The organism is Leifsonia sp. 115AMFTsu3.1 (assembly GCF_004362795.1).
Taxonomy (GTDB): Bacteria; Actinomycetota; Actinomycetes; order Actinomycetales; family Microbacteriaceae; genus Leifsonia.
The window spans coordinates 1,058,460-1,083,866 of record NZ_SNYB01000001.1; the positions used below are offsets into that span (position 1 = coordinate 1,058,460).

19 protein-coding genes are annotated in these 25,407 nt (G+C 68.3%); all 19 read left to right on the top strand.

Annotated elements, in window-relative coordinates; all coding sequences use genetic code 11:
• The first annotated feature begins 34 nt into the window (after positions 1 to 34).
• The 19 genes from AXZ95_RS05185 (at position 35) to AXZ95_RS05275 (ending at position 25,401) form a co-directional block, all read left to right on the top strand.
• Entirely contained in the window at positions 35 to 2,587 is a 2,553-nt protein-coding gene (locus tag AXZ95_RS05185) for a PKD domain-containing protein (protein WP_018189952.1), read from the top strand.
• 38 nt (positions 2,588 to 2,625) lie between these two features.
• A complete protein-coding gene (locus AXZ95_RS05190) occupies positions 2,626 to 2,838 on the top strand; it encodes a DUF2945 domain-containing protein (RefSeq protein ID WP_018189953.1) in 213 nt (70 codons plus the stop codon).
• A 153-nt stretch (positions 2,839 to 2,991) separates the two neighbouring features.
• Positions 2,992 to 4,599, top strand: a complete 1,608-nt coding sequence (locus tag AXZ95_RS05195; RefSeq protein WP_018189954.1) for a D-alanyl-D-alanine carboxypeptidase — start codon at positions 2,992 to 2,994, stop codon at positions 4,597 to 4,599.
• A 40-nt stretch (positions 4,600 to 4,639) separates the two neighbouring features.
• Positions 4,640 to 5,215 carry an isochorismatase family protein gene (locus AXZ95_RS05200; protein ID WP_018189955.1) on the top strand — a complete coding sequence of 192 codons (576 nt, stop codon included), beginning with the start codon at positions 4,640 to 4,642 and terminating at the stop codon, positions 5,213 to 5,215.
• Between the two features lie 80 nt (positions 5,216 to 5,295).
• Complete coding sequence (locus AXZ95_RS05205) at positions 5,296 to 7,497, top strand: MMPL family transporter (RefSeq protein WP_018189956.1); 2,202 nt, start codon at positions 5,296 to 5,298, stop codon at positions 7,495 to 7,497.
• A gap of 67 nt (positions 7,498 to 7,564) precedes the next feature.
• Complete coding sequence (locus AXZ95_RS05210; protein WP_018189957.1) at positions 7,565 to 8,596, top strand: thiamine pyrophosphate-dependent enzyme; 1,032 nt, start codon at positions 7,565 to 7,567, stop codon at positions 8,594 to 8,596.
• A 10-nt stretch (positions 8,597 to 8,606) separates the two neighbouring features.
• A complete protein-coding gene (locus AXZ95_RS05215) occupies positions 8,607 to 9,581 on the top strand; it encodes a 2-oxoisovalerate dehydrogenase subunit beta (RefSeq protein ID WP_018189958.1) in 975 nt (324 codons plus the stop codon).
• The gene (locus AXZ95_RS05220; protein ID WP_018189959.1) at positions 9,574 to 9,897 is read left to right on the top strand and encodes a biotin/lipoyl-containing protein; all 324 of its coding nucleotides are present in this window, start codon (positions 9,574 to 9,576) and stop codon (positions 9,895 to 9,897) included. The genes AXZ95_RS05215 and AXZ95_RS05220 overlap by 8 nt, the downstream gene beginning before the upstream one ends.
• Positions 9,898 to 9,903: 6 nt before the next feature.
• Positions 9,904 to 10,632 carry an alpha/beta fold hydrolase gene (locus AXZ95_RS05225; RefSeq protein WP_018189960.1) on the top strand — a complete coding sequence of 243 codons (729 nt, stop codon included), beginning with the start codon at positions 9,904 to 9,906 and terminating at the stop codon, positions 10,630 to 10,632.
• Between the two features lie 53 nt (positions 10,633 to 10,685).
• On the top strand, positions 10,686 to 11,366 hold the full coding sequence (locus AXZ95_RS19765; RefSeq protein ID WP_018189961.1) for a hypothetical protein: 681 nt from the start codon (positions 10,686 to 10,688) through the stop codon (positions 11,364 to 11,366).
• A complete protein-coding gene (locus AXZ95_RS05235) occupies positions 11,366 to 17,524 on the top strand; it encodes an RHS repeat-associated core domain-containing protein (RefSeq protein WP_018189962.1) in 6,159 nt (2,052 codons plus the stop codon). Before AXZ95_RS19765 ends, AXZ95_RS05235 begins: the two co-directional genes overlap by 1 nt.
• Before the next feature lie 8 nt (positions 17,525 to 17,532).
• The gene (locus tag AXZ95_RS05240) at positions 17,533 to 18,237 is read left to right on the top strand and encodes a hypothetical protein (RefSeq protein ID WP_133638793.1); all 705 of its coding nucleotides are present in this window, start codon (positions 17,533 to 17,535) and stop codon (positions 18,235 to 18,237) included.
• A complete protein-coding gene (locus AXZ95_RS05245; protein WP_231374353.1) occupies positions 18,234 to 18,878 on the top strand; it encodes a hypothetical protein in 645 nt (214 codons plus the stop codon). Before AXZ95_RS05240 ends, AXZ95_RS05245 begins: the two co-directional genes overlap by 4 nt.
• A gap of 1,055 nt (positions 18,879 to 19,933) precedes the next feature.
• Positions 19,934 to 20,716, top strand: coding sequence for a hypothetical protein (locus AXZ95_RS05250; protein ID WP_018189964.1), 783 nt, complete (start codon positions 19,934 to 19,936; stop codon positions 20,714 to 20,716).
• Between the two features lie 29 nt (positions 20,717 to 20,745).
• Positions 20,746 to 21,291 (top strand): hypothetical protein, encoded by a 546-nt coding sequence (locus AXZ95_RS19580; RefSeq protein WP_026307067.1) that lies wholly within the window; start codon positions 20,746 to 20,748, stop codon positions 21,289 to 21,291.
• Positions 21,292 to 21,399: 108 nt separating this feature from the next.
• Entirely contained in the window at positions 21,400 to 21,939 is a 540-nt protein-coding gene (locus AXZ95_RS05260) for an Lrp/AsnC family transcriptional regulator (protein WP_018189966.1), read from the top strand.
• Positions 21,939 to 23,402 carry an NAD-dependent succinate-semialdehyde dehydrogenase gene (locus tag AXZ95_RS05265; RefSeq protein WP_018189967.1) on the top strand — a complete coding sequence of 488 codons (1,464 nt, stop codon included), beginning with the start codon at positions 21,939 to 21,941 and terminating at the stop codon, positions 23,400 to 23,402. Before AXZ95_RS05260 ends, AXZ95_RS05265 begins: the two co-directional genes overlap by 1 nt.
• Before the next feature lie 7 nt (positions 23,403 to 23,409).
• Positions 23,410 to 24,594 (top strand): thiolase family protein, encoded by a 1,185-nt coding sequence (locus tag AXZ95_RS05270; RefSeq protein ID WP_026307068.1) that lies wholly within the window; start codon positions 23,410 to 23,412, stop codon positions 24,592 to 24,594.
• Between the two features lie 45 nt (positions 24,595 to 24,639).
• A complete protein-coding gene (locus AXZ95_RS05275; RefSeq protein WP_018189969.1) occupies positions 24,640 to 25,401 on the top strand; it encodes a 3-hydroxyacyl-CoA dehydrogenase in 762 nt (253 codons plus the stop codon).
• The last annotated feature ends 6 nt before the right edge of the window (positions 25,402 to 25,407 follow it).

A 25,407-nucleotide genomic window follows, 5' to 3' on the forward strand; every position in this document is an offset into this window, starting at 1 on the left:
AACTGAGGATCAATCAAGTCTGCCCGAGGCTGTCATGGATGCAACATCGAAGTCCCGCCGGGCGCGTGCGCTCGGGCTGTTCACCGCGGTGCTGAGCGCGCTGCTGCTGATCGGGGGAGGTGTCGCAGGCCCGGCGTCGGCGGACACCATGCCACCCGATCCGAATGACCCCGCTTCTCCGCCCACCGTGGGGGCGACCGCGCTTCCCACCGTCCAGATCGACGGCGTCGCCTGGGCGCAGACCGTCGTCGGCGACACGGTGTATGTCGCGGGCAAGTTCGGCACGGCGCGCCCGGCCGGTTCGCCCGCCGGATCGAACACCACCCCGCGGAGCAACTTCCTCGCCTACAACATCACGACGGGCGCCCTCATCACGAGCATCAACGTGCCGCTGAACGGGCAGGCGCTGGCGATCGCGGCATCCCCCGACGGTTCCCGCGTGTATATCGGCGGCGACTTCACGTCGGCAGCCGGAGCCACCTACTACCGCATCGTGGCGATCAGCACGGCCACCGGCCAACCCATCAGCTCATTCCGGCCCGTCATGGAGAGCCAGGTCCGTGCACTCGCGGTGACGAACACGGCCGTCTACGCCGGTGGCACGTTCTCCAGCGTGAACGGCGTCTCCCGCGGCTACATCGCCAAGATCGACGCCTCCAACGGGTCGCTCGTCACCTCTTGGTCGGCATCGGCAGACAACGTGGTCGACGCGCTCGCGGTGAGCCCGGACGGGAACCGCGTCTACGCCGGTGGCCGCTTCAAGAACGTCAACGGATCCGCGCACTACGGGCTCGCGATGCTGAGCGGTTCGAACGGCTCGGCCCTGCCCTTCCCCGCGAACAGCGTGGTCCGGGATGCCGGAGCGAACGCCAGCATCACCTCCCTCCAGGCGACCAGCGACCGGGTCTACGGCTCCGGTTACGTGTTCGGCAGCGGGGGCAACCTCGAAGGGAGTTTCGCGGCGGACGGCGTGACGGGCGCCCTGATCTGGCTGGAGGACTGCCACGGCGACACCTACTCGATCGTTCCGCTCAACAATGCGCTGTATGCGGCCGGCCACCCGCATGACTGCCGCAATGTCGGCGGCTTCCCCGAGACCAATCCGCGTACGTTCCACCACACGATCGCGTTCTCGAAAGCTCGCACCGGGACGCTGACCAACGACGGCAACTCGTCGTACGCGAACTTCCGCGGCCAGCCGTCGCCGACTCTCCTCAACTGGTTCCCCGACTACGTGACGGGGTCGTACACCGGTCAGGGTCAGGCGGCATGGAGCGTTGCGGGAGACAGCCGCTACCTCGTCGTCGGCGGCGAGTTCCCGGCCGTCAACGGGACGGCCCAATACGGCCTCACCCGCTTCGCGGCCGATTCGGTCGTGCGCAGCACCACGGGCCCGAACAACAACACGGCGCTGACACCGAACGCCACCTCGCCGACGGCCGGGCAGGCGAAGATCAGCTGGACGGCGACGTACGACCAGGACAACGTCTCCCTCACGTACGCACTGGCACGGGACGGCGACACGGCGCATCCCATCTCCCAGGTCACCCGCACCTCCACCTTCTGGAACCGGCCCGGGATGTCCTTCACCGACACCGGACTCGCCGGCGGCAGCGCGCACACGTACACGCTGACGGTCACGGACCCTGACGGGAATCGGATCGCCCGGACCGGCAACCGCGTCGTGATCCTCGGCGGCGGCGCGAACCAGCCGCCGACGGCGAGCTTCACCGCCGGCACGAACGGCCTCGCGGTCGCGGTCGACGGCAACGCATCGAGCGACCCCGACGGCGCGATCGCCTCGTGGAACTGGAACTTCGGAGACGGCGGCACGGCCACCGGGGCGACCGCCGGACACACCTATGCGAACGCCGGCACCTACACGATCACGTTGACCGTGGCGGACAACGTCGGCGCCACCGCGTCGACCACGCGCCAGGTGACCGTCGCAGCGACCAGCGGAAGCACGGTCGCGAAGGACGGCTTCGAGCGGACGCTGACCAGTGGATGGGGATCTGCGGAAGTCGGCGGCGCGTGGACCGCTTCGGGCACGGCATCCTTCTACACGGTCTCGTCCGGCACCGCACGGATGAACGTCCCGGCCGGCTCGACCCGGACCGAGACGCTCGGCAGCGTGTCGTCGAGCCGGACGGACACTACGGTCACCTTCACGACGGATTTCGCCCCGACCGGCGGCGGGATCTTCGTCTCGGCGATCGGACGGCAGCTCGGTTCGGCCGTGTACGAGGGTCGTGCCTGGCTCAGCGCCAGCGGAGCCGTGCAGGTGCAGTTGCTCGCCAACGGAACGACGCTGCAGGCAGTGCCTGTCAGCGGGCTGACCTACAGCGCGGGGCAGCAGCTCTCGCTGCGGGTCCAGGCTGTCGGCTCCTCACCTACGACGTTGCGGGCGAAGGTCTGGCCGTCGACCCAGGCCGAGCCGGCCGCGTGGCAGGTCACGGCGACCGACTCGACGGCAGGCCTGCAGTCGGCCGGGGGTGTCGGACTCCGCGCGTACCTCTCCGCCTCCGCGACGGCGACGCCGGTCACGGTGCGCTTCGACAACTTCCTCGTCACCGCGGTGCCCTGACCCTCGCGCACGGTCGCTGTCGGTGGTTTGCTGCGGTCATGGCGGACGAACTGAAGCATGGCGACCATGTCGAGTGGTCCTCGCACGGCGTGGATGTGCCGGGCGAGGTCGAGAAGAAGCTCACCGACGACACCGAAGCGGCCGGACGGGCCGTACGGGCGTCGAAGGACGACCCGCAGTACCTCGTGAAGAGCGACAAGACCGGCAAGGAGGCCGTGCACAAGCCGGACGCGCTCCACAAGAAGAAGTGACGGACGGCTCCCGTCAGCCTCGAAACGATCCGTGCTCATACCCTCTACTATCCGCAGGCGCGCGGATCGTTCCCTTTTGGATCTGGAGGAATCGTCGCGTTCGCCGGCCGAGGGAGCGTAGCAGCATTCAGAAAGCCCAGGTAACATACCCGGATGCACGAATCGGATCAGCCGGTCACCGGACCCGACCCGTCGAACCTCCCGACCACTCCCACTCCGCTCGCCGACTCCGCAGCCGGCTCGGAGCCGGCCGCGACCACAGGTTCCGGCCGTCGCGCTGCCGCGCGGCCTGCGAAAGCCGCCGGCCTGTCGGGTGTTGCGGCCGGGGTGCTCGCGACGATCCGGAAGCACCCGAAGACGTGGATGGCCGCAGCGGCCGCCGTCGTCTTCCTGCTGCTCGGAGGCGGCAGTGTCGCGCTCGGGGCCACCGTCGGCTCGCCGGCAGCCGCGGCGGGACCCGTCAGCAGCGCGACCCCCTCGCCGACCCGTACGGCGACCGCCACCCCCACACCCACCCCGACCGTCGACCCGGCGCGTCCCGTTCCGGCGAACCAGGCCGCCGCGACGCGCGTCCGCACCTGCTCGGTCGCCGGTCTCGCGGCCGACGGCCGCCTCGGCAACCTCGAGGCGCAGGTCGTCAACGCCAAGACGGGTCAAACCCTGTTCGATCGCAACGGCGTGAAGCCCGGCCCGACCGCCTCCGTGCTCAAGACGCTCACGTCGGCCGCAGCCCTCGCGACCCTCGGTCCCGACTACCGCGTCTCGACGACCGTGGTTGCCGGCAGCACGCCCGGCCAGGTCGTCATCGTCGGCGGCGGGGATGTGACCCTGTCGCGGCTGCCCGACGGTCAGGCGTCCTTCTACACCGGAGCGCCGAAGATCCAGGACCTCGCCAACCAGGTGAAGCAGGCCATGGGCGGCCAGCAGATCACCTCGATCGTGGTGGACGCGACCCTCTTCGGAGCTCCCTTCTGGCAGCCGAGCTGGGACGAGCGCGAGGAGCGCGTCGTCGAGGGTTCGACCCCGTACATGACGGCGCTCATGGTCGACGGCGACCGCGACGACCCGACCGCCGTCGAGTCGCCGCGCAGCACCGATCCGGTGGGTCGCGCCGTGCAGTACTTCCAGCAGTACCTCGGCACCAATGTCGGCGTGAGCCAGGGCGTCGCGCCGGCCGGTGCTCGCCAGCTGGGCGTCGTCCAGTCGCAGCCGGTCACGACTCTGATCGATCAGGCGATGCGCGTCTCCGACAACACGATCATGGAGGAGCTCGCCCGCCTCGTCGCCATCAAGAACGGCGCGGGCAACACCTTCGACGCGCTGAACGCCGGCGTGCTCGCCGGGCTGAAGGGCTACGGGATCGACACCGCAGGCATCCACATCGCCGACGGCTCCGGCCTCAGCGGTGACAACGCCGTTCCGCCGTCGTACCTGACGCAGCTGTTCATCAAGGTGCTCAACCGCCAGAACGGCCTCGGCGTCGTCTACGACGGACTGCCCGTGGCCGGCCAGTCGGGAACGCTCGGCCCCGGCTACAACCGGTTCACCGGAGCCAACTCCGTCGCGCGCGGCGCGGTGTTCGCCAAGACCGGCTGGATCGACAACGGGTACACCCTCTCCGGCATCATCAACGCGGCCGACGGCACACCCCTGACCTTCGCTGTATTCGCGCTCGGACCGGTGAGCGACAACGCGAAACAGGCGATCGACACGCTCGTCACCGGCTTCTACAAGTGCGGTGACAACCTCTCCAACGGCTGAGCCTGCCGGCGCAGCGACGACCATCACCGGGAGGACGGGAATGGGCAAGGCGCTCTTCATCGTGGACGTGCAGAACGACTTCACCGAGGGAGGCGCGCTCGGCGTCGACGGAGGGGCCGCGGTCGCGGCGGGCGTCACCGCCTTCCTCCAGGAACACGCCGACGAGTACGAGGTGATCGTCGCCAGCCGCGACTGGCACGACGCCGACAACGACAACGGCGGCCATTTCGCGACCGACGACGAGCCGGATTTCGTGGAGAGCTGGCCGCGGCACTGCGTCGCGGGTACTCCCGGCGCCGAGTATCACCCGGCGTTCGACACCTCCCGCGTGACGTTCCACGTCCGCAAGGGCCAGGGCGTCCCGGCGTACTCGCTCTTCGAGGGCCGTACGGAGGAGGGCGCGACCGTGCACGAGATCCTCGAGGAGCGCGGCATCCACACCATCGACGTGACGGGGATCGCGACCGACTACTGCGTTCGGGCATCGGCACTGGATGCGCTCGCCCACGGCCAGCGCGTGCGCGTGCTGACCTCGCTGGTCGCCGGAGTGGCGGAGACGTCCTCGCAGGCGGCCCTCGCGGAGCTGGCGCACGCAGGGGCGGAACTGGTGGACTGACGCCCGCGGGCCTCCGCGTGGACGCTCGGCCGCATCCACGGTATGGTGATTGCTAGCTCATCTAGTAATCAGGAGGCGAAGTGTCGAAGGAAGCCCCCGAGCGGACCGCGCCGGCACGGGTGCCGGCGCGCTGGCTGCGCATCGTCGTGCCGACCGTGCTGGTGCTCATCTGGCTCGTACTCGCCGGTATCGGCGGTCCGACCTTCGGCAAGCTGTCCGGTGTCTCCAGCAACGACCAGGCGGCGTTCCTCCCGGCCAGCGCCGAGTCGACCGAGGTGCAGGACTGGCAGAAGCGGTTCACGGACTCCGGCTCCATCCCGGCGATCGTCGTCGTCGAGGCCGACGAGGCTATTCCGAAGAGCGAGCTGGGCACCACCTACGCCGATCTCGGCACGAAGCTGGGCGGAGTCGACGGTGTGGAGCCGGCACCCGAGGGGCAGCCCACGAGCGTCGCCGGCCCCATCCCCTCCGAGGACGGGCGCGCCGTCGAGTACATCGTCCCGATCTCCGACTCCGACGAACTGAAGACCGTGGTCGCCGACCTCCGCACGGTGGCAGACGGCGCCGTGCCCGAGGGTGCCCAGGCATGGGTCACCGGTCCTGCCGGCCTGACTGCGGATCTCGTGAACGCCTTCGGGGGCATCGACGGCATCCTGCTGCTGGTCGCCGTCGCGGCGGTCTTCGTCATCCTCCTGCTCGTCTACCGAGCGCTGCTCCTGCCGTTCCTGGTGCTGCTGACCTCGGTCTTCGCCCTGTGCGCGGCGATCCTCATCGTCTACCTCTTCGCCCTCTGGGGATGGATCAAGCTGTCCGGCCAGAGCCAGGGCATCCTGTCGATCCTCGTCATCGGTGCGGCGACCGACTACTCGCTGCTGCTCGTCTCGCGCTACCGGGAGGCGCTCGAGGTCGAGGAGTCGCGGTGGGTGGCCATCCTGCGCGCGTGGAAGGCGTCGTTCGAGCCGATCGTCGCCTCCGGTGCGACCGTGATCCTGGCTCTGCTGTGCCTGCTCTTCTCCGACCTGAACTCGAACAAGAGCCTCGGACCGATCGCGGCGATCGGCATCGTCTTCTCCCTGTTCTCGGCGCTGACCTTCCTGCCCGCCCTGCTCGCCGTGTTCGGGCGGGCGTCGTTCTGGCCGTTCCGGCCGGTCGTCGGCGGGCACGCGCACAAGCACGCCGACGGCACCACGCTGACCGGCCTCGAAGGAGTTCGCGGCGTCTGGCGACGCGTCGGCGGCCTCATCGCCCGCCGCCCGCGCGTCACCTGGATCGTGTCGTTCGTCCTGCTCGTGGCGTGTGCCCTGGGGCTCACGCAGCTGAAGGCGAACGGCGTGCAGCAGACCGACGTCATTCTGTCGCAGTCCGATGCCGTCGACGGCCAGGCCGTGGTCGCCAAGCACTTCGACGCCGGTTCCGGCTCGCCGGTGCTCATCGTCGCGCCGGAGAGCGAAGCGGAGGCGGTGCTCACCGCGACCGAGAAGACGGACGGCATCGCGTCGGCCGCCTACTACACCGGAGGAGGTCGGCCCCAGCCCGGAACTCCGGCCGACCCCGTCGTGAAGGACGGCCACGTGCTGATCCAGGCGACCCTCGCCTCCGAGCCCGACTCCGCTCAAGCCGAGAAGGTCGTGAAGGGACTCCGGGAATCGCTGTCGACCGACGGCTCGGTGCTCGTGGGCGGAGTCACCGCCATCGCGCTCGACACCAACGAGACGGCGCAGAGCGACCTGATCAAGATCATCCCGATCGTGCTCGCGGTGATCCTTCTCATCCTGATGCTGCTGCTCCGGTCGATCGTCGCGCCGGTGATCCTCATCGGCAGCGTCGTGCTGTCGTACGCGGCGGCGCTCGGCGTCTCGGCGCTCGTCTTCAACCATGTCTTCGGCTTCCCGGGGGCGGATGCGGCGGTGCCGTTGTTCGGGTTCGTCTTCTTGGTGGCGTTGGGCGTGGATTACAACATCTTCCTGATGACCCGGGTGCGGGAGGAGTCGCTGCGCATCGGAACGCGGCCCGGCATCCTGCGCGGTCTGGGGCTGACGGGTAGCGTCATCACGTCGGCCGGGATCGTGCTGGCGGCGACCTTCGCGGCGCTCGCCGTCATCCCGATCCTGTTCCTCGTGCAGATCGCGTTCATCGTCGCGTTCGGTGTGCTCCTCGACACGGTGGTGGTGCGCTCCCTGCTGGTCCCGGCCGTGTCGTACGACATCGGCCGCGCCATCTGGTGGCCGTCGAAGCTCTCGCGTAGCAAGATGCATAGTGAAAGGGCCGAAGTCTCGTCCTGATCGGACAGTCTGACCAGCTGGCACTGTGCGTGTTGCTCGATCATGGGCGGTGCGCGAAAGTGGCGTCATGACCATGACCACCACCGAGCGCGCCGCCGCGGCGCGCCCCGACGACGCAGCGCTGCTCCGGCGGCTGTACCGGACGATGGCGACCGTCCGGCGCCTCGACCTCGACGGGGTCGCGATGCAGCGCCAGGGCATCATCCCCGGCTACGCCCCGATGCGCGGTCAGGAGGCCGCCCAGGTGGGCAGCGCCGCCGCACTCGACCTCACCCGCGACTTCGCCTTCCCGACTTACCGCGAGCTCGGCGTCGCGGTCGCCATGGGCGTCGACCCGGTGGCGTACCTGGCATCGCACCAGGGCGCCTGGCACGGCGGACTCTGGGATGCGGCTGCCGCACGGCTCGCCCCGATCAACGCCGTGGTCGGCGGCGCCGTCACCCACGCCGTCGGCTGGGGGCTCGGCGCGAAGCTCGACCGCACCGGGGGAGTGGCGATCGCCTACTTCGGCGACGGCGCCAGCTCGCAGGGCGACATCCACGAGGCCATGAACACCGCGGCCGTCTCGCAGCTCCCCGTCGTGTTCTTCTGCCAGAACAACGGCTGGGCCATCTCCGTGCCCACCGAGCAGCAGGTCGCCGGCGGGTCCGTCGCGGCGCGCGGGGCCGGATACGGGATGCCGGGCGTGCGCATCGACGGAAACGACGTCCTCGCCGTCTACGACGCGACCACCGAAGCCCTCGATCGCGCCCGTACCGGCGGCGGACCGACCATCATCGAGGCGATGACCTACCGCATGGGCCCGCACTCCACGTCCGACGACCCCGGACGTTACCGCACCCTCGACGAGGAGCAGAGCTGGCTTGCCCGCGACCCCCTCGCCCTCTGCGAGGAGCAGCTGCGCCAGACCGGGACCGTCGGGGACGAGTTCTTCGCCGAGGTCGCCGACACCGCAGGCGCCCTCGCCGACCGGGTGCGCGACGACGTCGCCGCCCTCGGCGGACGCCCCGCCGAGGAGATGTTCGACTTCGTCTTCTCCGACCCGCCCGCCGCCCTCCTCGGGCAGCGCCGAGCCTGGGAGGAGTCGCGCCTTGGCTGAACTCAGCACGATGCAGCGCGCCCTGAACCGCGCGCTCGACGACGCGCTCGCCGCCGACGACCGCACCCTCGTCTTCGGTGAGGACGTCGGAACCCTCGGCGGCGTCTTCCGGGTCACGGATGGCCTGAAGGCCAAGTACGGCGGCGACCGCGTCTTCGACACCACGCTCGCCGAGTCCGGGATCATGGGCATGGCGGTCGGGCTCGCGATGGCCGGCTGGCGGCCGGTGCCGGAGATCCAGTTCGACGGCTTCTCCTATCCCGCCGTCGACCAGATCGTGAACCAGGTCGCGCGCATGCACTACCGCAGCCGCGGCGCGTTCGGGATGCCGATCACGCTGAGACTGCCGAGCTTCGGCGGCATCCGCGCGCCCGAGCACCACGGCGAGAGCCTGGAGGCGCTGTTCGCGCACGTCCCCGGCCTGAAGGTCGCGGTGCCCTCGACGCCGGCTGAGGCCTACACGCTGCTGCGGCAGTCGATCGACGACCCGGACCCGGTCATCTTCCTGGAGCCGAAGTCGCGCTACTGGCACAAGGAGCCGGTCTCGCTGGACGAGCCGGAGGAGCGCCTGCCCGTCGGGACCTCTCGCGTCGTCCGTCCGGGAAAGCACGTCACCCTGGTGGCGTGGGGTGCCATGGTCGCCCGCTGTCTTCAGGCAGCGGAGCTCGGCGCCGAGGACGGCGTGGAGATCGAGGTCGTCGACCTACGCTGGCTCAAGCCGATCGACGCCGACGGGGTCGCCGCCTCCGTCGCACGGACCCGCCGAGCCGTCGTCGTGCACGAGGCGCCGCTCACCGCCGGGCTCGGCGCCGAGGTGAGCACCCTCATCACCGAGCGCTGCTTCGACGACCTGAAGGCGCCCGTCCAGCGCGTCACCGGGTGGGACGTCCCCTATCCGTCGCCGGTGCTGGAGGATGAGTACCTGCCGTCCATCGACCGCATCCTGGACGCCGTCCAGAAGACCCTGGAGTACCGCCGTGGCTGAACGAACCTTCGACCTCCCCGACCTGGGTGAGGGCCTGCAGGAGGCGACCGTGCTGGAGTGGCTGGTCGCCGAGGGCGACCACGTCGAGCGCAACGCGCCCCTCGTCGAGGTCGAGACGACCAAGTCGGCCGTCGAGCTGCCCTCCCCGCAGTCCGGCGTGGTCGCGCGCTTCCACGTCGCCGAGGGCGAGGCGCTCGAGGTGGGCGCCCCTCTCGTGACGTTCACCGTCGAGGACGACCAGGCCGGCATCGTCGGCACTGTCCCGACGGAGGAGGCCCCGCGCCGCCGCGTTCGCCTCTCGCTGCCGGAGGACTGACCCGGGATGCGCATCCACGTCGACAGGTACCCGGGCGACGACCCCGTGCTGCTGGTCCACGGCTTCGCGTCGACCGGCTCGCTCACCTGGGACGCGACCGGCTGGATCCGTGCGCTCGCCGAGGCGGGTCGCGGCGCGATCGTCCCAGACCTCCGCGGTCACGGCGCCAGCGAGGCGCCGCACGACGCCGACGCGTACTCGCCCGACATCCTCGCCGGCGACGTCCTGGCCGTCCTCGACGAGCAGGATGTCGAACGCGTGGATGTGATGGGCTACTCGATGGGCAGCTGGGTGTCGCTCGCGCTCGCCGCACTCGCGCCCGATCGCGTCCGCCGGCTCGTGATCGGCGGCGTCGGCACGGTCGAGCAGTTCGGTCACTGGGGCGTCTCGGCGGTGCAGTCCGCCCTCCGTGACGACGCCTCCGCCCTCGACCCCGCCAGCCCGCTGGCGCCACTGCTCGCATCGCTACGCCAGGCTCCGGGCGTCGATCGCGAGGCGCTCGCGGCCTGTGCCGCCGGCATGGCCGCGCATCCGCTCCCGCTGGCGAGCTCCGTGCCCACGATGCTCGTCGTCGGCGATGCGGATCCCGTGGCGGAGGGTGCCGACGAGGCTGCGCGTCTGTTGAGCGCCGAACTCGTCGTGCTGCCGCGCCGCAACCACGTCACCACGTTGAGCGCCCGCGGCTTCAAGCAGGCTGCTCTGCCCTTCCTGGGAGCTTCGGTCAGCGTGCCGTAATCTTCTATCTGATATTCGCGTCATGAACGCGAACGAGGTGCGTCGTACTTAGTGTGCGGCGCATTTCTCATCTCCCCTCCGCAGCTTCCCGGCTGCTTCTCTCCGTCCTCGCCACGGCGCTGCTCTGCGCCGGGCTGACGCTGGCTGCTGCGCCGCTCGCGGCCACGGCAATCACATCCGCGGCGGCGCCGTGTCCCGCCACGGCGGACGTCGCCGCCTGCGACGCCGATCGCGACACCATCCCGGACACCGTGGAACGGGCCGTCTGCGGATCCGCCACCTGCGCGTCCGGTCGTGAGGACCGCGACGATGACGGCGTCCCCGACTGGGTCGAGGTCCTGGCGTGCGGCACGACCGCGTGCGCATCCCCGACGAAGGATTCCGTCGGCGATGGCATCCCGGACTTCGCCCGCCAGATCGTGTGCGGGTCTGCGACGTGCTACACGGGCAACGCCGATCTCAACGCCAACGGAGTTCCGCGCTGGGCCTCGGTCGTCATCTGCGGCACGACGGCGTGTGCCACCGGGCATGAGGACTACGACGCCGACGGTGTGTCCGACGCGATCGAGCTGGCCGCCTGTGTGATCGGAAGAGACGGTCTGGCCAGCACGGGGGCGACCATCGCGATCTGGCTGATCGCCGCACTCGCCGCCGGGCTGATCGCCACGGGCCTGGTTCTGGCACGCAAGCGTCACCTGTTCGCCGCCGCCGTTCGCACGGACGCGGTCGTCTGATGCGCGCAACCATCCTGCGCGGCCTCGTGGCCGCGACGGCGATCACCGCGCTGACCGTCAGCGGTACGGCGACCCCAGCAGAGGCGTCGCCCTGGGAGACGGCGCGGCGTACCGCCGCCGCGACGCTCGCCGAGGTCCGCGCGGCGGCGACGGAATCCGCGGTGCGAATCGCGGCCGCGACGCAGCCGCCGGCGCCGGAGACCGAGGGCACCGTCCGACCGGACGCAGAAGTGACGATCTCCGCCAAGGACGCGGGTGTCTCGGCCACGTTCTCCGGCAACGATCTGCCCGGAGAACTGTCCGTCTCCGTCGGCGCAGCCGCGCGAGACGCCCTCGTGTCCGCGCGGGCGGAGCAGCCAGGAGGCGGAATCCCGGTCTCCGAGCCGGTGCAGATCAGTGCGACCGACGCGGCGGGTGAACCCCACACCGCGTTCCCGGCCAAGCGCGTGCATACCCGCGGAGGTGGCAAGAAGGGTCCGATCGTCTCCGACATCGTCCCCGGAGTCGCGCTCTCCATCGCACCGGACACGGATGCGATCGAGGCGCAGGGCGTCGACCCGGCGAGCTTGAAGATCTACACCCGTGAGAAGGCGGGCGAGCCCTGGGCGGCCCTGCCGTCGTACTACGACGAGAAGAAGGGCGTGGTGCGGGGCGAGTCCACGCATCTCTCGCAGTTCGTCGTCATCGGCATCAAGTTCGTCCCACCGCCGGGCCCGGTCGTCGTTCTCGACCCGGACAACGATGAGGGCCATGTGACGACGCCGGCGCCGCCCGTCTCAGAGCTCGGATACAACATCCGGCTGGCCCAGCAGGTGGCAGCGCTTCTGCGGCAGGACTGCCGCGCCTCGGTCGTGATCACCCGTGAAGATCCGTCCGTCCCGTTCATCAGCCGGGAGACGCGAGCCGGCATGATCGCGGCGTCGAGCCCGGTTGCGACGTTGGGCATCGGCTTCAACACTCTCGACGGCGAATCGTGGGGTGGCGCCGATCCCGCGCTGGGCGGCTCTCAGGTCTACTCGCGCGGAAGGGCTCCTGACGACGCACTGTCGAACTCGCTTGTCGGGAACCTGCCCACCTATACGACGCGACCGGCGAAGAACATGGGGAACAACGGCAACTTCCCCGGCAGCGAGTTCGACGGCGTGCCCGGGGCGTTCACGCATCTCGAAGCCCTGTTCCTCGACAACAACCTCGACCGCGCGATGGCGGATGCCGGCTTCTCCTACATCGCAAGTGGAGTGCTCACCGGCTTGGGTAAATGGCTCGAGACGCAGGGCTTCGACTGCACCGACCCCGTCACCGGCGGCTGGCCCGCGCCGCCGACGGCCGCGGAGATCGCCCGCTGGCGCATGCTCGGACTGCAGAACTACCTCACCTACGGCGGCGAACCGTTCTCCTTCTCCACCGGCAATCTCGTGGAGCAGGAGAAGCTCTTCTCCTTGCCCGGGCTCGGCGGATCCAGCACCGAACTGACTCTCTTCTACAACTCGCAGGACGGCCGGCTCTCCCGCGTCGGGGCGGGATGGTCGTTCGGTCTGGGCGCGCGAGCCCAACGGTTCAGCGACGGCAGCGTGATGGTGGTCCGGGGCGACGGAGCGAGCTTCGTCTTCGCGCCGGACGGCCACGGAGGCTACTCCGCGGAACCGGGGTTGCATCAGACACTTTCCGAACAACCCGGCGGACACCTGCAGCTGAAGGATGTCTCCGGCGAGTCGTGGGTTTTCGATGCCGGCGACATCGAGGGCATCGGCGAGTTGATCTCTCACACGGACGCGAGCGGGAACACCACCGCGCTGAGCTATGGCCCGGCGAATCCCGAGGTGCACCAGTTCGCGCCGCTGAGCTCGATCACCGTCCCCGGAGGCCAGGTGATTCAGGTCGAATCGGATGCCGTCGGTCGCGTGGCGGCCTTCGTCCGACCCGGCGGAGACCGGTGGTCGCTGTCCTACGACGCGGCGGGTGACCTCACCACCGTGACTCTCCCGGACGGGCGGACGCATCGCTTCGGCTACGACGCCACGCATCAGCTGGTGACGGCGATCGATGCGACAGGCACGCAGTATCTGAAGAACGAGTACGACTCCGCCGGCAGGATCACCAAACAGTGGGATGCAGGGGGGAAGCTCCGGACGCTCGACTACTCCACCCCGGGCCAGACGACCTATACCGACACCCTCGGACGGGTCAGCGTCTACTCCTTCGACGCTTCGTTCCGGGTGACGAAGGTGAAGCATCCTGACGGCTCGACGGCATCGTTCCGCTTCGACGGCCAGAATAACGTCACGCGTTCGACGGACGAGAACGCGCACACCACGACGTACACGTACGACGGTTCCGGCAACATCCTGACCGAGACCGCCCCCAACGGCCGAGTGACCACGTACACCTACACACCGTCGGGTCGTGTCGCGACGAAGACGGACCCCGGCGGTGCGAAGGGTGCCGCCCGGACGTGGGCATACGAATACGACGGGGCCGGTCGCCTCACGACGATCCATCAGCCCGATGGAACCACCGTCACGAACCGGTACGACGCGAGCGGCAACCTCGTCTCCGTCACGCAGCCGTCGGGCGCCGTGACGACCTACGGCCACGACGCGTCGGGCAACGTCACGACGGTCACCGACCCAACCGGAGCCATCACCCGCTACGCGTACGACGGTGCCGGGCGCATCACCTCCGTGACGGACCCGAACGGCCAGGCGACCGCCTACGGGTGGGACAGCGGCGACCGGCTGACGCAGGTGACCGACGCCGCCGGCGGTGTGACCGCCTACGACTACGAGCCGAACGATCACGTCGCCGCGATCACCGATCCCCTCGGAGCGAAGAGCACGTTCGCGTGGGACGCGCTCTTCCATCTCACGTCGTCGACCGGCCCGAGCGGAGGGTCGATCGCCTATTCATACGATTCCGAAGACTCTCTGCTTGGTCAGAAGGATCCCCTCGGCGCCGCCACGACGTATGCGACAGACGGTCAGGACCGGGTGACCACGACGACCGATGCCAACGGCGGGACCTGGACCCGGGCATACGACGGCGTGGGGAACGTGACGTCGGTCACGTCACCAAGCGGCGCGACGACCACCTACCGGTACGACGCCATGGGCAACCTCATCGAGCAGAAGGACGCGACCGGCGCGACCACGCGGTACGGCTACGACGCCGTCGGCCGAATGGTCCAGCAGGTCGATCCGGACGGCGTCCGGACCCGCTACACGTACGACGTGCTGGATCGGGTCACCCGGATCACGGACGGCTTGGGCAAGCACACGGACTACGGGTACGACGTGGATGGCAACCTCACGTCGGTGACGAACCGCAATGGTCATGCCACTCTCTTCGCTTACGACGCGGCCGGTCGCGTCACCGCATCCACATCCCCCCTCGGCGAGACCACCTCTTTCGCGTACGACCCGGCGGGAAACCTGACCACGACCACCGACCCGCTGGGCCGGATCTCGAGCACCGCCTACACGCCGACGGGCCAGGTCGCGTCCACGACCGACCCTGCAGGCAACGTCACGACCTACGCCTACGACGCGGCCGGGCAGCAGACGTCGGTGACGGATCCCAACGGTCACACGACGCGGTTCGCGTTCGATGCAGACGGCAGGCAGATATCGGTGACCGACCCGACCGGCGCCGTCACCTCATACGGCTACGATGCCGCCGGCCAGCAGACCTCGGTGTCGACGCCGAATGGCAGCACGACGCGCTACAGCTACGACCCCACGGGCCAACTGACCGCGGTGGTCGAGGCCTACTCGAAGGGCGGGAAGACCACTCCGACCGCGAACGTCACAACCGGCTACGCGTATGATCCCGACGGCAATCTGGCCCGAGTCACCGATCCGAACGGTCATGCCACCACGTACACGGTGGATGCCGCCGGCCGGGTCACGAGTGAGCGCAACGCCGTCGGCAACACGACCAGGACCACCTACACCGCGGCGGGCCGGACGGCGTCGGTCGTCGCCGGGACCGGCGCGACGACGGCGTACAGCTACGACCGTCGCGGAAGCGTGACGCGTCAGGACGCGGCCGGCGCCGTAGCGTCCTTCGAATACGACGCCGAGCAGAATCTCATCGCGGTGAAGGACTCGGGCGGCGTCACCGGCTTCGTCTACGACGAGGACGGGCGCACGACGACGCAGGTGGACCAGCAGGGCGGCAGGCTGTCGACCGCTTACGACAAGGCAGGTCAGACCACTCAGGTGACGCTGCCCACGGGCCAGAAGCTCATGTACACCTACGACCAGGCGGGCAACGCGACGTCGCAATCGTCGCCGTGGGGCTCCCTGTCCTACCGGTGGGATGCGGCAGGGCTTCTGACGGAGCAGACACGCTCGACGGGCGTGACCAGTCGGTACACCTATGACGCCGCCGACCGGGTGACCGGGATCACCCACACGACACCGCAGCCGGCAAAGCCGTCCACGCCGTCGCCGACTCCGACCGCCGCGCCCTATGCGAAGGGCGATGCATCCGCAACGAAGTGCACGGGCGTCGCGGGCTACCTCGGTGCGCGCGCCCGGTCGACGAGCTCGGCCCCGCTCTGTGAGAGCACCGACGCCTACCTGAACGGTCGGGCGGTGCCCGCTCCCGCACATCCGGTGGCTGACGGCGGCTCGCTCTCGTACGGGTACACCTACGACGGAAACGGCAACGTTGTCGCGGCATCGCGGTCGATCCAGTCGGCGCCGAACCAGTTGGCGGAGGCCGGCTCCGACGGGCCGGTGAAGCCGGTCTCGGTGAAGAAGTCGACGGTGACCTATGCGTATGACTCGTTGGACCGGCTGACTGCGTCCAGGTCGTCGTCGGGTGAGAAGAACACGTACGCGTACGATCCGGCTGGGAATCGCACCGGGTGGTCGCGCTCGGGCGCGAAGGATGGCGATTTCCGTCAGCAGGCGACGTTCAACGACGCCAACCAACTGACCCAATCCGAGACGGCCGGCCGCGGTCGGGGCGTCGCGGCGGGGATCGCGTCGTACTCCTACGACGGCGCCGGCAACCGGGTCTCGCAGTCGGTGGGCGGAACCGCGACCCGGTTCGGCTACAACCCGGCCGGGCAGACCACGCAGGTGAGCCGGGAGGGCCGGACTACCTCGTACGGCTACGACGGTCTGGGTCGCCGCACCACGGCGACGGAGGAGACCCGGTACGGCACCTCCACCACGCGCACGAGCTTCGACGGCCTGGATCCCGTGCAGTCGACCACGACGGGTGCCGGCACGACGACGCTGATCCGGGATGCGGTGGGTGCGCTGGCCGAGCACGTCACCGCGAACGGGGAGGCGACCTGGGATCTGCTGGACCGGCTGGGTTCCACCGTCGCCGGTGCGACCGGTGCCTCGATCACCCAGCTGTCGTCCTACGACGACTGGGGTTCCCAGCAGTTCGAGACCAGCGGCTGGTCGGCCCCGGAGAACTTCACCGGTGAAACCACGGACCCCACCGCGGGCCTGAACCGCTACTACGCGCGCGCCTACGACCCGTCGGCCGCCGCCTGGACAAGCCAGGATCCGTGGCGGGGGACCACGGATGAGCCGCGGTCGCAGCACCGATACGGGTACACCTGGAACAACCCGACGAGCAATCGCGACATCGACGGCAACCTCTGCGCACGCGTAAACCCGAAATCCGATGCCCTCCCCGTGGGTTGTGGTGCGACTCCCGTGCAGGCGTACACCAACGTCGCGGACCGCTCCAAACCACCCGTCGCACCGCAGTACCCCCGCGAGACCCCGAAGGTGGACAAGCCGAAGGCCGTCGGGCCCAACTCGCAGAACGACGTCACCGATTCCCACGGGTGTGCGCCGGGCCAGCGCTGGTACACCAATCCGTATACCAATGGCCAGTGCATCAATTCGAAAGAGGCGGAGTCATTCTTCCAATGCGACGTGAACTGCCAGGGCGCCTGGGGCTCGTTCGGTGCAATGCTTGGCGACGTTTGGATGGAACTATCTTCGTTGGGAGCGTGCATCGCATCGCTGATCGCAAGGAATCCGGCGGGATGTACGAGTTGGGATCCCGACGCAGAGGCTTGGGCCGCCTTCTTCGTAGACCTAGACAAGTTCCTTCGCTACGAGGCCAACGTATGGGGGAACGTGCTTGGAGGCAATAACTACACTCCGATCCCCATACCGAAATAGAGAGTCTGATGCAACTAGTCGTTTTTGGCCGCCAACTCGCAAAATGGCCGCCCGCGTATCGAGTGCTTATCGTTACAGTCAGTTTGGCCTCATCAATTGGCGGGACATTGATTGTCACGTCGGCGATGGATGTCGTGCGGGTTTGGATGAAATCGAGCTTTCCAGCGGTTCCCGGTGTCCTGATGTTTGTGGTCGCCGTCCCGGCGGCGTGGTTCCTATATTTCCTCGTTCCGCAGTTTGCGCTCTATGCCGCCTCCACGCGCCGCGCCTGGGGAAAATGGGGGCTGACCGCCGCAGGTGTTATCTTTCTTGGGGCCGCCTTCCCGTATGGATCTGATCTCCTCACTTGGCTCCCGAGCGTGCTCGCCGGGATGCTGCTATCGACAGCAGCAGTAGTGTCGTGGGTTGCCTGGCGGCAAGCGCGTCGGAATCCGGCGGGCAAGGGCGCGCCACCATTGCGAACCCGAGCGAGCGGATCTGTGCGCACTGCCCGCAGATATTTCGTCTTCGGTGGTTTGCTTGGGCTCCACAGCATCTACCTTGGACGCGGCTGGCAAGCTGTGCTTTACATGTCGATGCTGCTGCTTTCCTTTCTCAACACAGGGACAGGGGCTGCAGTTCTTCTCGCGGGAGCCGTGTGCGTAATGCTGACGGTCGACTTTCTGCGGTTGGATGACTTCAACTCCCGACGGCCGAAGTCTTCCCTTTGGTGAACGAGGTATGGGCATGTATTGCGCAAAACGCGCCCGGGGCACTGCCGGTGAAGTCGGTCTCGGTGAACAAGTCGACGGTGACCTATGCGTATGACGCGTTGGACCGGGTGACCGCGTCCACGTCATCGTCGGGCGAGAAGAACGCATACGCGTACGATCCGGCTGGGAATCGCACCGGGTGGTCGCGCTCGGGCGCGAAGGATGGCGATTTCCGGCAGCAGGCGACGTTCAACGACGCCAACCAGCTGACCCAATCCGAGACGACCGGCCGCGGTCGGGGCGTCGCGGCGGGGATCGCGTCGTACTCCTACGACGGTGCTGGCAACCGGGTCTCGCAGTCGGTGGGTGGAACCGCGACCCGGTTCAGTTACAAACCGGCCGGGCAGACCACGCAGGTGAGCCAGGAGGGCCGGACCACCTCGTACGGCTACGACGGTCTGGGTCGCCGCACGATGGCGACGAACCACTATTTCGCGCGCACATACGACCCGTCAGCGGCCGCCTGGACAAGCCAGGATCCGTGGCGCGGGACCACGGATGCGCCGCGTCGCAGCGCCGATACGGGTACGCCTCGAACAACCCGACCAGCAACCTCGACATTGACGTTTCGGGTCACCGTTTACCGATGGGATTTCGCATGAGACCGAGCAATCGGACGTTCGACAGAAGCGTGAGAGCGGGGTTGATTGCCATCGGCCTTTGCTTCTTTGTCGCCGGCTGTTCGAGCGAGAACAGTCTTCGGACGTGGGGGCAAGTCATGGAAAGCCGGGGCATCAATGATGCCCGGGCGCGTGCCGAGTGCGAGCTCTGGCTCGGCTACAGCGCCACAGAGGAGCCCACCTGGAGGATCGTGGCTGCCGAAGACTCCCGGATAGAGGAAATCAGAGAGCAGGCGTTCCAAACCGGCTTGGACTTCTCCAATGATCCAAATCTTTCAGGAACGCGCGAGGGCTACGCTGCACTCTGCCTGGCTAGTCCTCGAAGTAGTCCAAGCCATCGGCAATTCGGCTATCAGCTTCCCGATGGCCAGAGCGGGCTCCTCGGCGAGTGGACCGTTGAGTCGTCTGGTTCGGTCGGCAGCAGCGTCGGATGATCTCTGACCGCTGCATGGCCGGCGTCGGCGTCGGGTGCGCTACGAGGAGTGTCGCGCGTTATGGATATTAGGTTCGCGAGCATTCTCTATTGGTCTCGAAGTCCGTTGAATGGTGCTGCATGGCTGCCGTGCATGCTATCGCTCGACGGAAGTGCGGTTGAACTCTTCTCCGAACGGGGCGTCGAACTCCGGTGCCCCGCCTCCGATCTCGTCGTCGAGGTGACCGGATTGGGCAACCTTCGGCTCATCTCTGCGCAAGGCAGCTTTGTGCTGTCGGTTATTGGAGGTACGACGGTTCCTTTACCCCTGCCAGCACTAGAAAAGCGTTTGAGATCCTTCCGACCGGCGGGATCACCGGGGGAGTCGTTGATGGACCCCGTGACTCAATGGCACAAGCTGATCGTGACAGCAGGAGCTCATCCTCGCGGTCGCACTCGTAGCCATTTGCGTTTGCTCTTGGTGCTGTCCGCCAGCGCTTTAGTAGCCGTGTTCACCAGCTTGGCGTTGTTGATCGGGTATGTGGCAGCGCGGTGACATCGACTGCACGAACTGAGACATCTCTGACCATCCAGTCCAAGGTTCAGCGGGAAGTGGCGAAAACCGATGTTTGATGACTGGGACTGGCAGGCACGGAAGCGATTTTTCTTCGCGGCCAAGCTGGCTGCGTGGGCGTTGTCGGTTCCCGTCATCTTGGTTCTGGTGAACCTCATGTTGCCGGGCATCTTCGCTGTACCCTGGCTCGCGTTGGTGGTCTGTGCGGGATTCTTGGCCGTACCCGCGTGGCTGCAGGTGATGTGGACGAACGAACCCGGCTACTTCATGATCTCCAGGCTGAGCTACGAGGACGCGGTAGCGCGTCAGGTCTCGCTGGCTGAACGCCGACGGTCGCTCGGGGCCGGGTCTGCCCCCGAGTCCGACTGGAAGAACCTCGTCACCAGCCCAAGAGACACCCGAACACCGCACTCACGGGTGTCCCTCCGGACCGATTGGGATCAGTGGCTCTTCGTCAGTGCGATGCTCCTCGGCGTCCAAGACCCGGATCCCCGCACGAGCTCGACTGCCCGAGTGGACGTGTCGCCCGAAGGCATTCGCATCCTGCCCGGTTACTTGTGGCCCGGCGTCATCCTCGATCTGGCCGCATCTGAGATCGTCGGCATCTGGATGGGCTCCGAGCTGACCACCATCGGCGGCAGGCAGGTTCTCGTCCTCACCGTCAGGAGCGGCCAAGATCAGATCCTTCTGCCCTTCCAGGTCCATAGCTGGCGAACGGAAGAGGGACGATCCAAGAACGTCGGTGACCTCGTGGCCGCTCTGGAACGCGTGTGGGGCGTGAGCAGGGATGTGCCCCCGCCCGCCCCGCCCATTCGCCCGCGCCGGATTCGATAGTGAAAAGCGGAAGCGCGGTGATGAATCCGATGGTCGAGCACAACGGGTTCGCCCTCATCGCTGTTGCAGTCGTACTGCTCGGCGTGCTCTCAGCGGCTGTCGCCCACGCTCTGGTCACCCGGCGCACCTGGCGCGATGGTGAGCCGGCACGAACGTCGAATGTCCGAAAGCTGGTGGGAGCGGCGCAGACGTTCAATGCCGTCTGGGGGCTGGACACCATATATGCGGTCAAGAAGATCGCGAAGCTCCGTGGCGGAAGCACACGACCGCGGGTGAGCCCCCACTTCGTAGTCACAGTGTCGAGCGAAGGTCTGTCGATCGTTCACGGGCATCGGGGCGACCAGGGCCTCACGGTTGTCCATCCCGCCGAGTTCCGGGGCATCCAGACAGGTGTGGCCGGTCCCGGCGCCTACACCGCTTGGTACCTCTCCTGCGAAGTCGAAGGAGCAAAGGTCACACTCCCGATCCGGGTGAGCCATCCCTCGAGCGACTTCCTCGTCGCCGAGTATGCCTGGGCGCAGGAGGCTGCTGCAGCTATTTCCGAGATCCTCGGACCACAGACTCCACCACGTTGAGCGCCCGCGGCTTCAAGCAGGCTGCTCTGCCCTTCCTGGGAGCTTCGGTCAGCGTGCCGTAGGCGCGTACCCTGCGTCGTACGATGTGCGAGGACCGAAGGAGGCCGCATGATCGACAAGCTCGACGCCGATCTGATCGCGCTGCTCACCGAGGAGCCGCGGCTCGGCGTGTTCGAGGCCTCGCGGCGTCTCGGGGTGGCACGGGGGACCGTGCAGGCGCGGCTGGATCGGCTCCAGCGGTCCGGGGTCGTGCGCGACTTCGCGCCGACGATCGACACCGACCGGCTCGGGTACCCGGTGACCGCTTTCGTGACCGCGGAGATCGCCCAGGGCGACCGGGATGTCACCGTCGTCGAGCACCTGCAGGCCATCCCCGAAGTGCTCGAAGTGCACACCATCACGGGTGCCGGTGACCTGATGATCCGCGCCGTCGCCCGCTCCAACACCGATCTGCAGCGGGTGATCGACCGCATCGTCAGCGATCCGGGCATCATGCGGACGTCCACGGTCATCGCCCTCGCCACCAAGATCGATCACCGAGCGGTACCGCTCGTCCAGGCGGCGGTGGCCCCCGACGACGACACGAAGAACGACGACACCCAGAACGATGCGCAGAACGACGCGAAGAACGAGGAGGAACGCGGCTGATGGATGAGAAGGCTCTGCTAGAGCGTGTGCCGGACGGACTCTACATCGGAGGGGAGTGGACGACCGGATCGGCGGGTACCTTCCCGGTGTACGACCCGGCGACGGGCGACAAGCTCATGGACATCGCCGACGCGTCGCCCGAGGACGGCATCCGTGCGCTCGACGCCGCCGTCGCCGCAGCCGATGCCTGGGCCGCGACGCCTGCCCGGACTCGCGGCGAGATCCTCCGCCGCGCCTTCGACCTGCTGCAGGAGCGGCGCGACGAGTTCGCGCTGCTGATGACGCTCGAGATGGGTAAGCCGCTCGCCGAGGCGAGCGGCGAGGTCACCTACGGCGGCGAGTTCCTCCGCTGGTTCTCCGAGGAGGCCGTCCGCATCTCCGGCCGCTACGGGAGCAACCCGGAAGGCACCGGGCGGATGATCGTCTCGCAGCATCCCGTCGGCCCCTGCTTCCTGATCACTCCGTGGAACTTCCCTCTCGCGATGGCGACGCGGAAGATCGCTCCGGCGCTCGCCGCGGGCTGCACGGTCGTCATCAAGCCGGCGGAGCTCACACCGCTGACTACGCTCTACTTCGCCAAACTGCTGGAGGATGCGGGGCTCCCCGGCGGCGTGCTCAACGTCGTCACGACGACGACCTCGGGCAAGGTATCCGCTCCGATCATCGCCGACCCCCGGCTGCGGAAGCTGTCGTTCACCGGCTCGACGGAGGTCGGCCGGAAACTGCTGCAGCAGGCGTCCGAGAACGTGCTCCGCACCTCCATGGAGCTCGGCGGCAACGCGCCGTTCGTCGTATTCGACGACGCCGACCTCGACAAGGCGGTCGACGGCGCGATGTTGGCCAAGTTCCGAAACATCGGCGAGGCCTGTACGGCGGCCAACCGGTTCATCGTTCACGAGGACGTCGCCGACGAGTTCGCCCGACGCGTGACCGAGCGCGTGAACGGGCTGAAGGTCGGCCGCGGAACCGACGACGGCGTCACCATCGGCCCCCTCATCAACGAGGATGCGATCGACAAGGCGTCGGAGCTGCTCCAGGATGCGGTCAGCCGAGGCGCGTCCGTGCTCACCGGCGGCTCGCGCGTCGGCGGAACGGGTACCTTCTTCGAACCGACGGTCGTGACCGATGTGCGTCCGGGCAGCGAGATCCTCCGCCAGGAGATCTTCGGGCCGGTGCTGTCCATCATCCGCTTCTCCGATGAGGACGAGGCGGTGCGGCTCGCGAACGACACCGAGTACGGGCTCGTCTCCTACGTCTTCACCAAAGACCTGGCCCGCGGCCAGCGGATGATCGAACGCCTCGAGACCGGGATGATGGGCCTCAATGTCGGCGTCGTCTCCAACGCTGCGGCTCCGTTCGGCGGTGTGAAGCAGTCCGGACTGGGACGCGAGGGCGGCTTCGAGGGCATCCATGAGTACCTGAACACGAAGTACACGCTCACCCCGAACCCGTTCGGAGCCTGACATGGCGCTGTCCGAAGCGGTCATCGTCGACGTCGTCCGCACTCCTTCCGGGCGCGGCAAGCCGGACGGAGAGCTGTCCGACATCCATCCGGCCGACCTCCTGGCCGGCGTGCTGCTCGAACTGGTGGGACGCACCGGCATCGATCCCGCCATCCTCGACGACGTGATCGGTGGATGCGTCACCCAGTCGGGCGAGCAGGCCGGCAACATCACCCGGACGGCGGTGCTGAGCGCGGGGTTCCCGGAGAGCGTCCCCGCGGTGACGATCGACCGGCAGTGCGGCTCCAGTCAGCAGGCCGCAGCGTTCGCGGCGCAGGGCGTGATGTCGGGGGCGTACGACGTGGTGATCGCCTGCGGTGTCGAGTCGATGAGCCGCGCGCCGATGGGGTCGAACGTGCAGGGCGCATCCCTCGGCGGCGAACTGCTGAAGACGCGGTACCCGGACGGACTGGTGAACCAGGGCGTCGCCGCCGAACTGATCGCCGACCGCTGGGGTTTCAGCCGGGCGCAACTCGACGACTACGCCGCGGACTCGCACGGCCGCGCCGCCTGGGCCGCGGCGAGCGGCGCGTTCGAGGGGGAGCTTGTCGGAGTCCCGACGCCCGACTCCGGCAGTGTCGTCGCGGACGAGACCATCCGTCCGGGGACGACCGTCGAGAAGCTGGCGCAGCTGCAGCCGGCGTTCCGCACCGACCGCCTGGCGGAGCGCTTCCCGCAGCTCGAGTGGCGCATCACCGCGGGCAACTCGTCGCCCCTGACCGACGGCGCCTCCGCCGCCCTGATCATGAGCGCCGATGCGGCCAAGCGGCTGGGCCTGCGTCCGCGCGCCCGATTCCACTCGTTCGCCGTCGCCGGGAGCGACCCGTTGCTGATGCTCACCGGCATCCTTCCCGCCACCCGCAAGCTGCTCGACCGCAGCGGGGTGCGGATGGAGGAGATCGACGCGTACGAGGTCAACGAAGCGTTCGCGCCGATCCCGCTGCTCTGGCGGGAGGAGTTCGACGCGGACCCGTCGCGGCTCAACCCGCACGGCGGGGCGATCGCGCTCGGGCATGCGCTCGGCTCGTCCGGCACGCGCCTGCTGGCGACGCTGCTCAATGAGGTCGAATCGCGTGGCGGACGCTACGGCCTGCAGACCATGTGTGAGGGCGGCGGCACCGCCAACGCGACCCTCATCGAAGTGCTGCGCTGACCGCGCATCGACGCAACGGCCCACAGAACGACACGAAGGAGAACCATGCTGCTCGACGGATGCTCGGCCATCGTCACCGGGGGAGCCAGCGGACTCGGAAACGCCACCGCACGCGCACTCACTGAGGCGGGCGCCCGTGTCGTCATCCTCGACCTCCCCAGCTCGGAAGGCGAGAAGGCCGCGATCGCTCTCGGCCCCGGCGCCCGGTTCGTCGCCGCGGATGTCACCGACGAGGCGCAGGTGCAAGCGGCGGTGGACACCGCATCAGGTCTCGCCCCGCTGCGCGTGGTCGTCAACTGCGCAGGCATCGCCACTGCCGAGAAGGTGCTGGGTCGCGACGGCGTCATCCCGCTCGAGCACTTCGAGCGCGTGATCCGCGTGAACCTGATCGGCACGTTCAACGTCGTGCGCCTCGCGGCCGCGGCGATCGCGCAGACCGAGCCGGTCGGCGAGGAGCGCGGCGTGATCGTCAACACGGCGTCGGTTGCCGCATTCGACGGCCAGATCGGCCAGCCGGCCTATTCCGCGTCGAAGGGCGGGGTCGCGGCCATGACGCTGCCGTTGGCGCGGGAGTTCGCGCGCAGTCTCATCCGCGTCATGACGATCGCGCCGGGGATCTTCGAGACCCCGATGATGGCGGGGTTGCCGCAGGCGGCGCAGGACTCATTGGCCGCGCAGGTGCCGCATCCCTCGCGGCTCGGCCGGCCGGCGGAGTATGCCGCGCTGGTGCGCGCGATCGTCGAGAACCCGATGCTCAACGGGGAGACGATCCGCCTCGACGGCGCGATCCGGATGCAGCCCAAGTAGTCCGGG

Bases quoted from the DNA above. Each gene is read 5' to 3' on its own strand.
- AXZ95_RS05185 (WP_018189952.1), top strand. From the start codon at position 35: ATGGATGCAACATCGAAGTCCCGCCGGGCGCGTGCGCTCGGGCTGTTC.
- AXZ95_RS05190 (WP_018189953.1), top strand. From the start codon at position 2,626: ATGGCGGACGAACTGAAGCATGGCGACCATGTCGAGTGGTCCTCGCAC.
- AXZ95_RS05195 (WP_018189954.1), top strand. From the start codon at position 2,992: ATGCACGAATCGGATCAGCCGGTCACCGGACCCGACCCGTCGAACCTC.
- AXZ95_RS05200 (WP_018189955.1), top strand. From the start codon at position 4,640: ATGGGCAAGGCGCTCTTCATCGTGGACGTGCAGAACGACTTCACCGAG.
- AXZ95_RS05210 (WP_018189957.1), top strand. From the start codon at position 7,565: ATGACCATGACCACCACCGAGCGCGCCGCCGCGGCGCGCCCCGACGAC.
- AXZ95_RS05215 (WP_018189958.1), top strand. From the start codon at position 8,607: ATGCAGCGCGCCCTGAACCGCGCGCTCGACGACGCGCTCGCCGCCGAC.
- AXZ95_RS05225 (WP_018189960.1), top strand. From the start codon at position 9,904: ATGCGCATCCACGTCGACAGGTACCCGGGCGACGACCCCGTGCTGCTG.
- AXZ95_RS05235 (WP_018189962.1), top strand. From the start codon at position 11,366: ATGCGCGCAACCATCCTGCGCGGCCTCGTGGCCGCGACGGCGATCACC.
- AXZ95_RS05240 (WP_133638793.1), top strand. From the start codon at position 17,533: ATGCAACTAGTCGTTTTTGGCCGCCAACTCGCAAAATGGCCGCCCGCG.
- AXZ95_RS05250 (WP_018189964.1), top strand. From the start codon at position 19,934: ATGTTTGATGACTGGGACTGGCAGGCACGGAAGCGATTTTTCTTCGCG.
- AXZ95_RS19580 (WP_026307067.1), top strand. From the start codon at position 20,746: ATGGTCGAGCACAACGGGTTCGCCCTCATCGCTGTTGCAGTCGTACTG.
- AXZ95_RS05260 (WP_018189966.1), top strand. From the start codon at position 21,400: ATGATCGACAAGCTCGACGCCGATCTGATCGCGCTGCTCACCGAGGAG.
- AXZ95_RS05265 (WP_018189967.1), top strand. From the start codon at position 21,939: ATGGATGAGAAGGCTCTGCTAGAGCGTGTGCCGGACGGACTCTACATC.
- AXZ95_RS05275 (WP_018189969.1), top strand. From the start codon at position 24,640: ATGCTGCTCGACGGATGCTCGGCCATCGTCACCGGGGGAGCCAGCGGA.